Source organism: Thiomonas sp. TH-17 (assembly GCF_057473305.1).
In genome coordinates, this window is record NZ_JBYCKI010000041.1 from 1 (window position 1) to 14,927 (window position 14,927).

General features: G+C 66.5%; 9 protein-coding genes. 5 read left to right on the plus strand and 4 right to left on the minus strand.

The annotated features are described in order from the left end of the window. The 4 genes from recC to greB form a co-directional block, all read left to right on the plus strand. On the plus strand, positions 1 to 3,374 hold a 3,374-nt coding region (recC, locus tag AC2VLV_RS03005; RefSeq protein WP_486988567.1), incomplete at its 5' end, for an exodeoxyribonuclease V subunit gamma. Next, positions 3,371 to 6,991: an exodeoxyribonuclease V subunit beta gene (recB, locus tag AC2VLV_RS03010; protein ID WP_486988568.1), complete on the plus strand. Its 3,621-nt coding sequence runs from the start codon at positions 3,371 to 3,373 to the stop codon at positions 6,989 to 6,991. The genes recC and recB, both read left to right, overlap by 4 nt. Next, the gene (gene recD / locus AC2VLV_RS03015) at positions 6,988 to 8,973 is read left to right on the plus strand and encodes an exodeoxyribonuclease V subunit alpha (protein WP_486988569.1); all 1,986 of its coding nucleotides are present in this window, start codon (positions 6,988 to 6,990) and stop codon (positions 8,971 to 8,973) included. Before recB ends, recD begins: the two co-directional genes overlap by 4 nt. Beyond that, positions 8,970 to 9,536, plus strand: a complete 567-nt coding sequence (gene greB, locus AC2VLV_RS03020; RefSeq protein ID WP_486988570.1) for a transcription elongation factor GreB — start codon at positions 8,970 to 8,972, stop codon at positions 9,534 to 9,536. The genes recD and greB overlap by 4 nt, the downstream gene beginning before the upstream one ends. 25 nt (positions 9,537 to 9,561) lie before the next feature. Here greB and AC2VLV_RS03025 read toward each other — a convergent pair whose 3' ends face one another. Genes AC2VLV_RS03025 through AC2VLV_RS03040 form a run of 4 tightly spaced genes read right to left on the minus strand, consistent with a single transcriptional unit; the run spans position 9,562 to position 13,684 of the window. Then, positions 9,562 to 11,937 carry a RelA/SpoT family protein gene (locus tag AC2VLV_RS03025; protein ID WP_486988571.1) on the minus strand — a complete coding sequence of 792 codons (2,376 nt, stop codon included), beginning with the start codon at positions 11,935 to 11,937 and terminating at the stop codon, positions 9,562 to 9,564. Positions 11,938 to 11,944: 7 nt separating this feature from the next. Continuing rightward, a complete protein-coding gene (gene rpoZ / locus AC2VLV_RS03030) occupies positions 11,945 to 12,148 on the minus strand; it encodes a DNA-directed RNA polymerase subunit omega (protein WP_013107045.1) in 204 nt (67 codons plus the stop codon). A 17-nt stretch (positions 12,149 to 12,165) separates the two neighbouring features. Continuing rightward, positions 12,166 to 12,792 carry a guanylate kinase gene (gene gmk / locus AC2VLV_RS03035; RefSeq protein WP_486988572.1) on the minus strand — a complete coding sequence of 209 codons (627 nt, stop codon included), beginning with the start codon at positions 12,790 to 12,792 and terminating at the stop codon, positions 12,166 to 12,168. Positions 12,793 to 12,805: 13 nt separating this feature from the next. Continuing rightward, positions 12,806 to 13,684: a YicC/YloC family endoribonuclease gene (locus AC2VLV_RS03040; protein ID WP_486988573.1), complete on the minus strand. Its 879-nt coding sequence runs from the start codon at positions 13,682 to 13,684 to the stop codon at positions 12,806 to 12,808. An 83-nt stretch (positions 13,685 to 13,767) separates the two neighbouring features. Between AC2VLV_RS03040 and AC2VLV_RS03045 the strand changes: the two genes are divergently transcribed. Then, positions 13,768 to 14,847: a serine/threonine protein kinase gene (locus tag AC2VLV_RS03045; protein WP_486988574.1), complete on the plus strand. Its 1,080-nt coding sequence runs from the start codon at positions 13,768 to 13,770 to the stop codon at positions 14,845 to 14,847. Positions 14,848 to 14,927 lie beyond the last annotated feature (80 nt).

Sequence of the window (14,927 nt, forward strand, 5' to 3'; positions counted from 1 at the left end):
AAGAGGTCATTCTGGTGCAGAGCAATGGCGCTGCGGAGTGGCTGAAGATGGCGCTGGCCGCGCAGGGCGGCATTTGCGCTGCTACGCGAGTTGAACTGCCCGGGCGGTTTCTGTGGCGCACCTATCGGCAGGTGCTGGGGCGTGCGGCCACGCCGTCGCAATCGCCGCTGGACAAGCCGCTGCTGACCTGGCGCTTGATGCGGCTTCTGGGTGCCCCCAGGGTCGAGCTAAGCCCGGCCCAGCGTTTCCTTGAGGGCAGCACGCTCGATGCGGACGTTTGCGCGCCGCTGTTCCAATATCTGCATGGTCAAGACCTGCAGCGCCGTCTGCAACTGGCGCAGCGCCTGGCCGACCTCTACGACCAGTATCAGATCTACCGCGACGACTGGCTCGACGCCTGGGCACAGGGCCGCGATGTGCTCATCGATGCGCTCGGGCGCGCGACGCCCTTGCCCGAAGATCAGCGCTGGCAGGCCTGGCTGTGGCGCCGGATTCTGGCCGAGCTGAGCGAAACGGAGCGTCAATCCACCCGTGCACAGGTGCAGCGTGCCATGTTGCAGGCACTGAAAACGACCGAAGACGGAACTGACCCGCCCCGCCCCGCGCTGCCGCGCCGGGTGGTGCTGTTTGGCGCTTCGCACCTGCCGGGCGTGGTGCTCGATGCCCTGGTGGCGCTGTCGCGGTATGTGCAGGTGTTGATCGCGCTGCCCAATCCCTGCCGATTTCACTGGGCCGACATCATCGAGGGACGCGAGCTGCTGCGCGCGGCACCGGCTCGCAGGCCGCTGCGGGCGGGCGACCTGGCGCAGGTCAGTCTTGAGGCCATGCACGCCCACGCTCACCCGCTGCTGGCGGCCTGGGGGCGGCAGGGGCGCGATTTCATGCGCCAACTCGACGTCTTCGACGACCGGGCGAATTCGGTAGACAGTCCCGGTCTGCCGCGGCACGACCTGTTCGACGACGCGCCCGGCGACACGCTGCTCGAACAGATGCAGGCTGCCATCCGCGATCTGCTGCCCTTGCCCGAACATCCGCGCAAGCTCATTTCCGCCGCGGATCGTTCGGTGGTGTTTCACATCGGCCACAGCGCGCAGCGCGAAGTTGAAATCCTTCACGACCAGTTGCTGCACCTGCTGGCGCAGCCCGGCGGCGAGCGCCCGCTGCGGCCGCGCGACATTGTGGTGATGACGCCCGACATCGCCCCGTTCGCCCCGGCCATCCGGGCGGTGTTCGGCCAGTATCCGCCGGGGGATGCGCGCTTCATTCCCTTCGACATCGCCGACCTGTCGGCGCGGGCGACCGAACCGCTGCTGCTCGCGCTGGACTGGCTGCTGCGCCTGCCGCAAGAGCGCATTCTGGCCTCCGACATCAGCGCCTTGCTCGATGTGCCGGCCATTGCGCGGCGCTTCGGCCTGCGGCCCGAAGACCGGCCGAGGCTGACGCAATGGATCGCCGGCGCGGGCGTGCGCTGGGGGCTGGACGGCGACCATCGCGCCCAACTCGGCCTGGGCGCCTGCGGCGAGCAGAACAGCTGGCGCTTCGGCCTGCGCCGCATGCTGCTGGGCTATGCCGGGGCGGGCGAAGACGGCTTTGAGAACATCGTGCCCTATGACGAAATCGGCGGGCTGGACGCCGCCCTGGTCGGGCCGCTGGCCGATCTGCTCGACGTGCTGCAAGCCTGGTGGCATACGGCCCTGCAAAGCGCCACGCCGGGCCAGTGGGTGCAGCACGCGCGCGATCTGCTCGACGCCATCAGCCTGCCGCAAGACCTGCGCGAGCGCGAAACCCGCGCCCGCCTCGACGATGCGCTCTCCACCTGGCTCGACCATTGCGCCGCCGCGCAGTTCGACCAAGCCGTGCCGCTGCAGGTGCTGCGCGAGAGCTGGCTGACCGGGCTGGACGAGGCCGCAGGTGGCGGGCGCTTTCTCGCCGGCGGCGTGACCTTCTGCACCCTGATGCCGCTGCGCGCCATTCCCTTCGAAGTCGTCTGCCTGCTGGGCATGAACGAGGGTGACTATCCGCGCCGCAGCCCGCGCAGCGACTTCGATCTGCTGCATCAGCCCGGGCAATACCGGCCCGGAGATCGCGCCCGGCGCGAAGACGATCGTTACCTCATGCTCGAAGCGCTGCTGTCGGCGCGGCGCATGCTCTATGTGAGCTGGGCCGGTCGCAGCCCGCGCGACAACACCGAGCAGCCGCCGTCGGTGCTGGTGGCCCAGTTGCGCGACTACCTCGCCGCAGGTTGGCAGGGCGAAGGGCAGGGTGACCTGCTCGCGCAGCGCACCACCGTCCATCCCCTGCAGCCCTTCAGCCGCCGCTACTTCGAGGGCGATGCCGCGCTGTTCACCTATGCCCGCGAGTGGCGGCAAGCGCATGGCGGCGTGGTCGAGAGCGGGCACGGGAACGGAAATGGGCCGATGCCGTTCGAGCCGCTCACCGAACCGCTGGGTCTGCAGCAACTGGCCCGCTTCCTGAAAAATCCGGTCAAGGCGTTTTTCCGCACCCGGCTCGACGTGGTGTTCGATGAACTGCAGACGCAGGACGACGACGAAGTCTTCGCGCTCGACGGGCTCGACCGCCACGGCCTGCTCAGCCACTTGATCGATGATCCGCAGGCCGCCGTGGATGAAGGCATCGAGGCCGCCGTCGCGCGCCGGGCGCGCCAGTTGCAGGGCAGCGGGGCGCTGCCCCTGCGCGCGCTGGGCAGCAGAGTGGCGCAAGGTCTGGAGCAAGAGGCGCTGCCGCTGCTGCGCAGTTGGTCCGAGCTGGCGCAGGCCTATCCGCAGGCGGTGGACAAGCGGGCCTTGATCGTCGAGCACCAAGACTTGCGGCTGGACGACTGGCTCGACGGCCTGCGCACAGGCGGCCAGAGCCCGATCTGGATGCAGCTCAGCGCGTCAAGACTGAGCGATGGCAAAGCGCAGGCGCGCGCTGAAAAGCTGACCGACGTCTGGGTGCGGCAGTTGGCGGCCAGCGCCTGCGGCCACGCGGTGCGGGGCGTGCTCATCGGCGTCGATGCGCGGGTGGAACTGCCGCCGCTGCCCCCGGATGAAGCCAGAGATCACCTTCACACCCTGCTGGCCGCATGGCGCGAAGGCATGCGCCGCCCGCTGCCGTTCACCGCCCGCACCGCGCTGGCCGAGCTGAAAAATGGCAAGGGGCAAGAGGTCTATGAGGGCGGCTATTCCACCTCGGGCGAAGTCGAGGAGCCCTGCCTCGCGCGCACCTTTCCCGACTTTGCCAGCCTGAGCGCGGATGGGTGCTTCGAGACTTACCAAGCCAAGCTGTTTCAGCCCTTGGCCGACTGGGCGGCGCAGGCGGTTGTCATCCGCCACGCACAGACGCCCGCTGCGGGCGCGAAAGAAGCCGCATGACTGCCATCCCCGATCCCCTCGACGCCCTGACCTTGCCGCTGCAGGGCAGCCGCCTCATCGAAGCCAGCGCGGGCACTGGCAAGACCTGGACCATCGCCGCGCTCTATCTGCGCCTGGTGCTGGGCCACGGCGACGAAGCCAGCGCGTTTGCCCGCCCGCTGAGCCCTGAGCAGATTCTGGTGATGACCTTCACCCGCGCTGCCACACGCGAACTGGCCGAACGCATTCGGGCGCGTCTGGTGGAGGCGGCGCAGTGCTTTCAGGGCGCCCTCGCACCCAAGGCGGACGATGAATTTCTGCTGCGCCTGCTGGACGGCTATCCGCCGGGAAGCGCGCGGCAGACCGCCGCCTGGCGCCTGGCGATGGCGGCGCAGGCGATGGATGACGCGGCCGTGTTCACCATCGATGCCTGGTGCCAGCGCATGCTGCGCGAACACGCCTTCGACAGCGGTCATTCCTTCGACGAAGACCTGCTGGCCGACGAAGGCGAACTCACCACGCAGGCCGTGCGCGACTTCTGGCGGCAGCAGGTCTATCCGCTTTCAGGCGCGGCGCTGGATGGCGTGCTCCAGGTTTGGAAGGACGTCGGCGCGCTAGAGGGCGAGGTGAAAGCGCGGCTGCGCGCAGCCCAGACCGGGGCGGCGCCGGGTGTTGTCAACGACGCCTCGCTGCTCGCCCTCTGGCAGCGGCTGGACGAGCTGCAGCAGGCGCAGGTAAGCGCGCTCAAGGCGGAATGGGCCGAGCGCATCGCGACCATGCGGCAATGGCTGTGTGCGCTGGTGCAGTCGCCGACCAACCCGCTGAGCAAGGTCAAATATGGTTTGAACAGCGTTTGCGGCTGGTTTGACGCGCTGCAAACCTGGCTGGATGACCCCGCGCAGCAGCAGCCCGATCTCGACGACAAGGTCTGGGTCAAGCTCACGCCCGACGGCTTGCGCGGCGGCTGCAACAAGGGCAAGCAGGTGGAGCCGCCGATCGTGTTCAACGAGGTCGAGGCGCTGCGCGCGGCGCTGGCCGATCTGCCCGACCTCGTTCCCGAGCTGCAGAGCTACGCCGCCGCGCAGGTCGAAGTCCAGCTGCGTACGCTCAAGGCGGCCAGCGGCCAATTCAGCTTTCACGACCAGCTCGAACGCCTCGAAGCGGCGCTGACCGGGCCGCAGGGCGAGCGGCTGCGCGCGCGCATTCTGGAGCAATATCCCGTTGCGCTCATCGACGAATTTCAGGACACCTCGGCGCTGCAGTTCAGCGTGTTTGATCGCCTCTACGGCATCACCACGGCGCAGACTCCGCAGAGCGCCGTGCTGCTCATCGGCGATCCCAAGCAGTCGATCTACGCCTTTCGCGGCGCGGACATCGCCAGCTATCTGTGCGCACGGCAAGCCACGCTGGGGCGGCACTCGGCGCTGCAGACCAACTACCGCTCGACCGCTGAGGTGGTGCACAGCGTCAACCAACTGTTCGAGCGGCGCGAGCAGGCCACAGGCGTGGGGGCAGGCGCGGGCGCCTTTCTGTACCAAGACGATAAGGCGCCTGATGCGGACAACCCCGTGCCTTTCATCGCGGTCGGTGCGCGCGGGCGGGCCGAGCAATTGATTTGCTCCGAAGGGCCGATGCCCGCGCTGACCTGCGCCATGCACCAGGAGCTCGAATCCAAGCGCGATGCACGCGAGCGGTTTGCCGCGCATGCGGCTGCGCGCATCGTCGGCCTGCTGAACGATGCGCAGGCCGGCTTCCGTCAGGCCGACGGGGGCTTTGCGCGTCTGCGTCAGTCCGACATCGCCGTGCTGGTGCGCGATGGCGACGAGGCTCGTGCCGTGCGCCGCGCGCTTCAACGCCGGGGCGTGGCCTCGGTTTATCTGTCGGACCGCGATTCGGTGTTTGCCTCACCGGAAACCGCCGACCTGCTGCGCTGGCTGCGTGCCGTGGCCGCGCCGCGCGACGGCCGTCTGGCCCGCGCCGCATTCGCCGCCCCAACGCTGGGGGCGACGATAGCCGAGCTGGCCGCGCTGGCTACCGATGACGACGTGTTCGAGAACCGGCTGGCCTTGTTGGCCGAGCTGCAGGCCATCTGGCTGCGTCAGGGGGTGTTGCCCATGCTGCGCCAGACGCTGCACCGGCTCGATCTGCCCGCCCGCTGGTTGAGCGAGGAAGACGGCGAGCGCCGCCTGACCAATGTGCTGCATCTGGCCGAACTGCTGCAGACCGCCAGCGGCACGCTCGATGGCGAGCAGGCGCTGATTCGCTGGCTGCAGGAGCAGATGACGGGCCAGTCCGCCGAAGAACAGGTGGTGCGGCTGGAAAGCGAGGCCGATCTGGTGCGCGTGGTCACCATCCACAAGTCCAAGGGGCTGGAATATCCGCTGGTGTTTCTGCCGTTTGCCACCGCGTTCAAAGAGGCGAAGGACGGCGCCGGCGACCGCGAGCGCCTGCGCGAAGACCTGCGGTTGCTCTATGTGGCGCTGACCCGCGCGCGGCATGCGCTGTGGGTCGGCATCGCCGCGCTGAAAGTCGGCAACAGCGCCATCTGCATGCTGCATCACAGCGCCATCGGCTATCTGTTGGGAGGCGAAGCGCCGCGCACGGGCACCGCCATTCCCGAGCTGCTGCGCGAGACATTTGGCGACAGCCCGGCGGTGCAGTTCGTTGATGCGGCGCAGGAGGCCGACCTTCAGCGCTTGCAGGCTGCTCACCCCGCCCCGGCCTTGATCGAGCCGCCCAATTATCACGCCCAGTTCGAGCGCAACTGGAGCATCGGCAGCTTCTCCGCGCTGGTGCGCGACCTCACCCCGCGCTCGACCCAGCAACCCGCCTTGCAAGCGGCGGTGCAAGACGAACTGTGGACAGCCGAGCCGAGCGTGGAACAGCCCGCCCATGCCGCCGCCCAGCCGTCTGCCGCGCGCCATCGCTTTCCGCGCGGCGCGCTGGTGGGCAAGTTCGTGCATGAACAACTGGCCTGGCTGGGCGAGAACGGCTTTGCGCTGTCAGACCCGCAAACGCGCGACCGCCTGTTGCAACGCTGCGCCTGGCAGGGTTGGGATGCGCCGCGTTCGCAGGATCTGCTGGAGTGGTTGAGCGAAGTGCTGACCACGCCCTTGCCGCCGCTGGGCGCGGCGCTGCCCGAGATTGGCACGCTACTGGCGGAGATGGAATTCTGGCTGCCGGTCGATCGCGCGCGCGCGGCCGAGATCGACGCCCTGTGCCAGCAGCACATCCTGCCGGGCCGCGCCCGCCCTGAGCTGACCGAGCGCACTCTGCACGGCATGGTGATGGGATTCGCCGATCTGGTGTTCCACCACGCGGGCCGCTACTGGGTGCTCGACTACAAGAGCAATGTCCTCGGCACGGACGACGCCGACTATTCGCAGCAGGCGCTGGAAGCCGCCGTGCTCGAACACCGCTATGACGTGCAATGCGCGCTCTACATGCTGGCCTTGCATCGCCTGCTGCGGGCCAGGCTGCGCACGACCTACGACCCGCAAATGCAGCTTGGCGGCGCGATTGATCTGTTCCTGCGCGGGGTTCGCGGGCCGCAGTCGGGCTGCGTGCACATTCCGCCCGACGGGGTCTTGCTCGACGCGCTCGACGCCCTCTTTGCCCAGCGCGAGGAGACCGCATGAAACCTGCCCTGACCAACATCCCGAATGCGCCGACCCAGCGCGTTCTCGACGTGCTGCACGACTGGGCGGAGCAAGGCGTGCTGCGGCGGCTGGACGCCGCGCTGGCCCGCTTCCTGGCCGAACTCTGCCCGCAAATGACGCCAGCACTGGCGATGGCCGTGGCGCTGCTCGCCGATCTGGAAGGGCGCGGGCATACCTGTGTGCTGCTGGGCGAATTGCCGCAACACCTCATCGCTTTGAAAGAACGCGCGGCCACGGCTGGCGCTCCTCCTTTGCCGCCCGATGTGCATTGGCCCGACGACGGCGAGCGCCTGATGCGCGAGTGCCCGGCCGTTTACTGCGAGGGAGAGACAGACCGCGGCGCGCCGCTGATATTGAGCGCCGGACGGCTGTACCTGCGCCGCTACTGGCGAGATGAGAACACCGTGGCCGCGCGGATTCATCAGCGCTTGCAGCATGAAGCCGAGGTCGATGCACCCGCAGCCGCAGCCCTGCTGGCGCAGCTTTTCCCGCCTGCCGACGATACGGAAGTGGACTGGCAGAAACTGGCGTGCGCGCTGGCGCTACGCGGACGTTTCACCCTGCTCACCGGCGGCCCCGGCACCGGCAAAACGCATACCGCGGCGCGGCTGCTGGCTTTGCTGTGGGCCACGAGGGCTCAGCCCGGCGCGCTGCGCGTGGCGCTGGCGGCTCCCACGGGCAAGGCCGCAGCCCGGCTCAAGCAGTCCATCGACCGCGAGCTCGCCAAACTCGCAGCCCTCCCCGGCGTGGCCGAACTGTCGCAGCGCCTCGGCCCGGCACGCACCCTGCACAGCCTGCTCGGCGCGCGGCCCGATACCCGCCGCTTCGCCCGCAACGCCGCGCAGCCCTTGGAGGTGGATGTGCTCCTGGTCGATGAGGCGTCCATGATTCATCTGGAAATGATGGCCGCGCTACTCGACGCCTTGCCGCCCGCGGCACGGCTCATTCTGCTGGGCGACAAGGATCAGCTGGCTTCGGTGGAAGCCGGTGCGGTGCTCGGCGAGCTGTGCACCAGTGCGGAGCAGGGCCGCTATACGCCACAAACGGCGCAGGCGCTGCAGGCGCTGTGCGGCGACCGCATTCCTCAGCCCTTCATCGACCCCGCCGGCCCAGCGCTGTTGCAGCGGGTGGTGATGCTGCGCAAAAGTCATCGCTTCGGCGGCACCATCGGGCAACTGGCCCAGGCGGTGAACGCGGGCGATGCCGGGCTGGCGCAGACGCTGCTGCAGCAGACCGACGATGCGGCGGTGCGGCTGCTACCCATGCCCAAGTTGCCGGCGCCTGTTTTCGCCCCGATGGCAGCCCCGGCGCTGGTCGAGGTCGCGGTGCAGGGTCGCGATGGCGCCAAGGGCTATGCCCACTACGCCGAGTTGCTGCGGCAGGGGCCGACCGCTGAGGCAGACTGGAACACTTGGGCGCAGCGCGTGTTGCAGGCTTTCGATCAGTGCCGCGTGCTGTGCGCGGTGCGCGAAGGGCCTTGGGGCGTACAGACGCTGAACGAAGCCATCGCCGCGCGGCTGGACACGCTCGGCCTGCTGCGCGCTCGCGGCGCGTGGTACGCGGGTCGCCCGGTGATGGTCACGCGCAACGATCACGATCTGGGCGTGCTCAACGGCGATGTCGGCATCGCCTTGCCGACTGGCACGCAGGGCTTGCGGGTGGTGTTTCTGCAGGGGCAGAGCCTGCGCTCGGTCAGCATCAGCCGCCTGGCCGATGTGCAGACGGCTTTTGCCATGACGGTGCACCAGTCGCAGGGCTCGGAGTTCGATCACACCGTGCTGGTGCTGCCCGAGCGCCACGCCGGGCTCAGCCGCGAACTGATCTACACCGGCATCACGCGCGCGCGCAGCTTCTTCACCCTGGCCTGCGCAGACCTGCAGACGCTGCATGAGGGCATCCAGCGCGTCACCCACAGGGCCAGCGGATTGCTCTCGCGCATCGATACACTGAGTTCCCCATGAACAAGGCCTTTGTCCGCGAACAAACCTCTGACGCCGACGACGACGAGGACGGCGGCGCCCAACTCCCGCCGCTGCCGCCGGGCGGCAAGAATTACCTCACGCCGCAGGGCTACGCCCGGCTGCGCGCCGAACTCAAGACTCTGGTCGAGGATGAGCGCCCGAAGGTGGTCGAGACCGTGTCTTGGGCGGCGAAAAACGGCGACCGCTCGGAAAACGGCGATTACATCTACGGCAAAAAACGGCTGCGCGAGATCGACCGGCGCATCCGCTTTCTCACCAAGCGGCTGGACATCGCCGAAGTGGTCGATGCCCGCCTGCAGCACGGCAACGATCAGGTGTTCTTCGGCGCCACCGTGCGCTACGCCGACGACAAGGCGGCGGAGCACACCATCACCATCGTCGGCATCGACGAGACCGAGCCGCTGCAGGGGAAGATCAGCTGGATTTCGCCCGTGGCGCGCGCGCTGCTCAAAGCCCGCGAAGGCGACAGCGTGAGCCTGCCGACACCGGGCGGCATGGCGACGCTGGAGATTCTCGAAGTGACCTATCCGCCTCGCGACTGAGGTCTGGCGCGCAGCCTGGGGATGCTCAGGAATTGCCTGAGCCCAAACCCGCCGCACGGTTTTTCGCCCGGCTGGCGCGCACCACAAATTGCAGGCGGCGCAAGGCGCGCAGCACGTCGGCCAGATGTTTGCGGTCGCGCACCTGCACGACGAAACGCAGCTCGGTGGTGGCCTGTTGCGAGTCTTCGTCCATCGTGACGTGGGCGATGTCGCTGTCGTGCTCGCTGATGGCGGCCGCCACGCGGGCGAGCACGCCTTTGGTGTTCTGCACGATCACGCTCACGCCGGTTTCGAAAGGCCGGGTGCATTCGTCCGCCCAGCTCAGATCGATCCAGCGGTCCGGGTCTTTCTGGAACAGGCGGCGCGCGATGTCGCAGTCTTGCTGGTGCACGATCAGGCCTTCGCCCTTGCCCAGATAGCCGATGATCGCGTCGCCCGGTATGGGGCGGCAGCAGGGGGCGTAGCGCACCGAGATGCCTTCGCTGCCGTCGAGCTGCAAAGAAGATTTGGCATCGTGGGCGGCACGGCTTTCCAGACGTTCGATGGTGTCGAGCAAGGGGGCGGACAGCGCGTCCTGCGGGGAGATGAGCGCGACCACGCGCTTGGCCAGAATGTCGGCCACGCGCTTGCCCAGGCCAATGTCGGCGTACAGATCGTCGCGCGACTTGAAGCCCGTCCAGCGCAGCAGTTTGTCCCACACCGCGTCGTCGAGCGTGAGCAGATCGAGATGCTCGTGGCGCAGCGCGCTTTGCAACAGGCGGCGACCCAATTCGACGGATTCGGCCTGCTGCGTGGTGCGCAGCGCGTGTCGAATCTTGGAACGCGCCCGCCCGGTGCGCACGAAGCTCAGCCAGCTCGGATTGGGGCGCGAGGCCGGCGCGGTGATGATCTCGACCACATCGCCGCTGCGCAACTCGGTGCGCAAGGGCACCAGCGCGTTGTTCACCTTGGCCGCCACCGTCTGGTCGCCCAGATTGGTGTGGATGGCATAGGCAAAATCGACCGGCGTGGCGCCGCGCGGCAGCGCCAGAATGCGCGATTTGGGGGTGAACACATAGACCGCATCGGGCGCCAGATCGACCTTGACGGTTTCGAGAAAATCGGCCCAGTCGCGGTTCTCGGTCTGGATGTCCAGCAGCGATTGCAGCCAGGCATTGGTCTGCGCCTGCTGCGGGGCCGGCTTGTCTTCCGGTGTTTTGTAAAGCCAGTGAGCGGCCACCCCGCTCTCGGCAATGCGGTGCATCGCCTCGGTGCGGATCTGAAATTCGATGGGATTGCCGTTCGGCCCGATCAGCGTGGTGTGCAGCGACTGGTAACCATTGGCCTTGGGAATGGCGATGTAGTCCTCGAACTTGCCCGGCATGGGCTTGTACAAACTGTGAAGCACGCCCAGCGCCCGGTAGCAGTCGAGCACATCAGGCACCAGCACGCGAAAGCCGAAAATGTCTTGAATATGCGCAAAGCTCAGATGCTTGCTTCGCATCTTGCGATAGATGGAATACAGCGTTTTTTCGCGACCGAACAACTGCGAGGGCACCAGTGCCTCGTTCAGTGCAGCCTGCGCTGCCGCCAGAATCTTCTCCACCAAACCGTGCCGGTTGCCACGGGCAGCCAGCACCGCGCGAGACAGCACGGCGTAGCGGTTGGGGTGGCTGTTGGCAAAGCCGAGATCCTGAAGTTCGCGGTAAACGAGATTGAGCCCGAGGCGGTGCGCGATGGGCGCGTAGATGTCCATCGTCTCGCGCGAAATGCGCACCCGCTTGCTCGCCGCCATCGCGCCCAGGGTGCGCATATTGTGGAGACGGTCAGCGAGCTTGACGAGGATGACGCGAATGTCGCGCGCCATCGCCAGCAGCATCTTGCGAAAGCTCTCCGATTGGTTTTCCTCACGGTTGGAGAACTGCAGCTTGTCGAGCTTGGTCAGCCCATCCACCAGGTCAGCCACGGTGCTGCCGAAATGCTCGATGAGTTCAGCCTGGGTGATGCCCTTGTCTTCGGCGGTGTCGTGCAGCAGCGCGGCCATGATGGCCTGGGTGTCGAGCTTCCAGTCGGCGCAGAGCTCGGCAACCGCCACGGGATGAGAAATGTAGGGCTCGCCGCTGGCGCGGTATTGCCCGAGATGCGCCGCATCGGCGAAGCGATAAGCCTCGCGGATTCTTTGCAGATCGGCTTCGGGGAGATAGGCCTGAAGTTTGTCGAGCAGACTGGCCAGACTCACGCAGACGTGCCGGGTTGCGGCCGCCTCATCGCTAGTCGCGATCGCCGCAGGCTCGGGCTCGGCCGTGGCACTTTTAGCCCGCGCGCGCGGGCGCTTGACTGCGGCAACCTGGCCCGCAGCCGGCACAGCCAGACCCGTGACCGAGGCTTTCGGATCGGGCGTGGCGGTGTGGCTGCTGGGCATGTTGAAATCAGGTGGGTACTTTTTTCAGCATCTCAATGCCGGTCAGGCCCGCGGCGATTTCGCGCAGGGCGGTGACGGCGGGCTTGTCTTTCGATTCCAGCTTGGGCGAATGACCCTGCTCCAGCATGCGGGCGCGGTAAGTGGCGGCCAGAACGAGCTGGAAGCGGTTGGGGATTTTTTCCAGGCAGTCTTCAACGGTAATACGGGCCATGATGTCAGAGTTCCAGTTCAGAGGATGCCGAGGGCGCGAAAGACCTCGGGATGGGAAAGGCGTTGCGCGGCATAGCGTAGCCGCTGTGCGGCGACGACTTGCTTCAGATCGCGCAAGGCGTGCGTAAAGTCTTGATTCACAATTATAAAGTCGAAGTTCTTCGCCTGCGCCAACTCGATGCGGGCTTCACGCAGACGCTGTTCGATGACTTCGGGTGCGTCTTCCGCGCGGCGGGTGAGCCGTTGCCGCAGTTCCTCGAACGAGGGCGGCAGGATGAAGATGCTCACCGCGTTGTCGAATTGCTTGCGCACCTGCGCGGCGCCCTGCCAGTCGATTTCGAGCAGCACGTCCATGCCGTCGGCCATGCGGCTTTCCAGCCAGCGCTTGGAGGTGCCGTAGCGGTTGCCGTGCACCTCGGCCCATTCGAGAAATTCGTTCGCGTCGATGCGGCGCTGAAATTCGGGGCTATCGATGAAGACGTAATGCACGCCATCGATCTCGGCGCCCCGCGGCGCGCGCGTGGTGCAAGACACCGAGAGCTGGATGCCCGAGTCCTCGGCGAGCAAGGCATTGACGAGGCTGGACTTGCCCGCCCCACTGGGGGCAGCGACGACAAACAGGTTTCCGGGAAAGTGGGAGGACACGTGGCGGCCTGATTTATTCGATGTTCTGCACCTGCTCGCGCATCTGCTCGATCAGGACCTTGAGTTCGAGCGCAATTTCGCTGAGTTCGAGTGCGGCGGATTTGGAGCCCAGTGTGTTGGCCTCCCGGTGCAGCTCCTGGATGAGAAAGTCCAGCCGCTTGCCCAACTCTCCGCCCTGGGCGAGCAGATCGCGCAGGGTTTGCAGGTGGGCCTGAAGGCGATCGAGCTCTTCGGCCACGTCGATACGAATGGCAAAACTGGCGGCTTCCTGCAGGCGACGGTCTTTGAGCGTTTCGACGCTGGTCTCCACGCCGGTCAAGGCCGCCAGTGCTTCTTCCCAGCGGGCGGTGAACCGCGCTTGCTGGCGCTCCACGGCGAGGGGCACGATCTCGCGCGCCCGGGCTGCATGTCGACCGATCTGTTCGATGCGACCCTGCAACAGGGTGCGCAGACGGTCGCCTTCGAGGGCGCGCGCCGCGACCAGCGCGGCCAGGGCCTGCTGGGTGGCTAGGCTGGCGACCTGCGCGATTTCGGCGGCGTCGGCATGATCTTCCTGCGCGCCGCCGATGAAACGCAGCACTTCGCCGACCGAGAGCGGGGCGAGGTGAGGCGCCAGGGCGCGCAGGGCGGTATCGAAGGCCAGCAGCGGCACGGCGGCGCTGGCGTCGGGCAAGGCGGGTGCACTTTGCGGCGCCTCGAAAACCGCGCGGCAGTCGATCTTGCCGCGGCGCAATGTCTGGGTGATGGATTGCCGCATCGCCGCCTCTGCGCCCCGCAGTTCTTCAGGCAGCCGGAAGGCGATGTCGAGAAAGCGGCTGTTGACCGAGCGCAACTCGATATGGATCTTGGCTCCGGTCGAGAGTTGTGCACTATTTTGGCCGTAGCCAGTCATGCTATAAATTGGCTTCAATCGCATCCCCTTTGCATGTATTTTTCCACACTCCTTTCGCCGGTAGGCTGCTAGCCTTCGTTTTCATGGCCACCTCGCCCAAATCCAAACCCGCCCCACTCGCTCCCGAATCGCAAGTGGGCGGCTACCGCATTGTGCGCAAGGTCGCCAGCGGCGGTTTTGGCGTGGTGTATCTGGCGCTGAGCTCCGATGGGCAGAAAGTGGCCGTGAAGGAGTATCTGCCGGCCTCGCTGGTGGAGCGGGGGCCGGGCGAGTCGAGCCCAGTGGTGCCGCCCGACAAACTCGCGCTCTACCGCCTGGGCCTGAAGAGTTTTTTTGAGGAAGGCCGCTCGCTGGCGCAGATATCGCATCCCAGCGTCGTCAGCGTGCTCAACTTTTTTCGAGAAAACGACACGGTATATATGGTGATGAATTATCTGGAGGGCGCGTCGCTCCAGGAGTTCGTCATCACCGCGCGCGAGCTCAAGCGAAAGAAGATTTTTCGCGAGTCGACCATCCGCTCGCTGTTCGATGACATTTTGCAGGGCTTGCGCGTGGTGCATCAGCACAAGATGCTGCACCTCGACATCAAGCCGGCAAACGTGTTCATCACCGATGACAACAAGCCCATCCTGATCGATTTTGGCGCGGCGCGCGAAGTGCTCAACCAGCAGGACAAGCGCTTTCGCCCGATGTATACGCCGGGTTTTGCGGCTCCTGAGATGTACAAGCGCGAGGGGGCGTTCGGCCCGTGGACCGATATTTATGCCGTCGGCGCCTGCATCTACGCCTGCATGACGGGCTACCCGCCCTACGAAGCGCCGCAGCGGCTGGAGAAAGACCGGCTGCAGGCCCAGCTCTCCAAATTGCGGGGCGTGTATTCGGACAATCTGATCGAGATCGTGGAGTGGTGCATGGCGCTGGATGCCATGGCGCGCCCGCAAAGCGTGTTCAATCTCCAGCGCGAACTGGGCGCGGAAAACGCGCGGCGCTACACCAATCTGACCATGGGCGAGAAACTCCGGCTGCACATTGACGAGTTGGTGAACGATACCAAGTCGCAAGTACAAAAGGTGCGGGATGTCACCCGATTTGGCGCGCCCGTCCAGGCGGTGCAAACTCCGGGGCCTGAGCAGGGCAAACCTGCCACGAGGGAGAAGAATTGAAGTTTTCGGTGTACCAGGTGAGCCGCCGCGGCGGTCGTGCGAACAACCAGGATCGCATGGGCTATTGCTACACGCGCGAA

Excerpts from the sequence above, each read along its gene's own strand:
- recB (WP_486988568.1), top strand. The coding sequence starts at position 3,371 with ATGACTGCCATCCCCGATCCCCTCGACGCCCTGACCTTGCCGCTGCAG.
- recD (WP_486988569.1), top strand. The coding sequence starts at position 6,988 with ATGAAACCTGCCCTGACCAACATCCCGAATGCGCCGACCCAGCGCGTT.
- greB (WP_486988570.1), top strand. The coding sequence starts at position 8,970 with ATGAACAAGGCCTTTGTCCGCGAACAAACCTCTGACGCCGACGACGAC.
- AC2VLV_RS03025 (WP_486988571.1), bottom strand. The coding sequence starts at position 11,937 with ATGCCCAGCAGCCACACCGCCACGCCCGATCCGAAAGCCTCGGTCACG.
- rpoZ (WP_013107045.1), bottom strand. The coding sequence starts at position 12,148 with ATGGCCCGTATTACCGTTGAAGACTGCCTGGAAAAAATCCCCAACCGC.
- AC2VLV_RS03040 (WP_486988573.1), bottom strand. The coding sequence starts at position 13,684 with ATGACTGGCTACGGCCAAAATAGTGCACAACTCTCGACCGGAGCCAAG.
- AC2VLV_RS03045 (WP_486988574.1), top strand. The coding sequence starts at position 13,768 with ATGGCCACCTCGCCCAAATCCAAACCCGCCCCACTCGCTCCCGAATCG.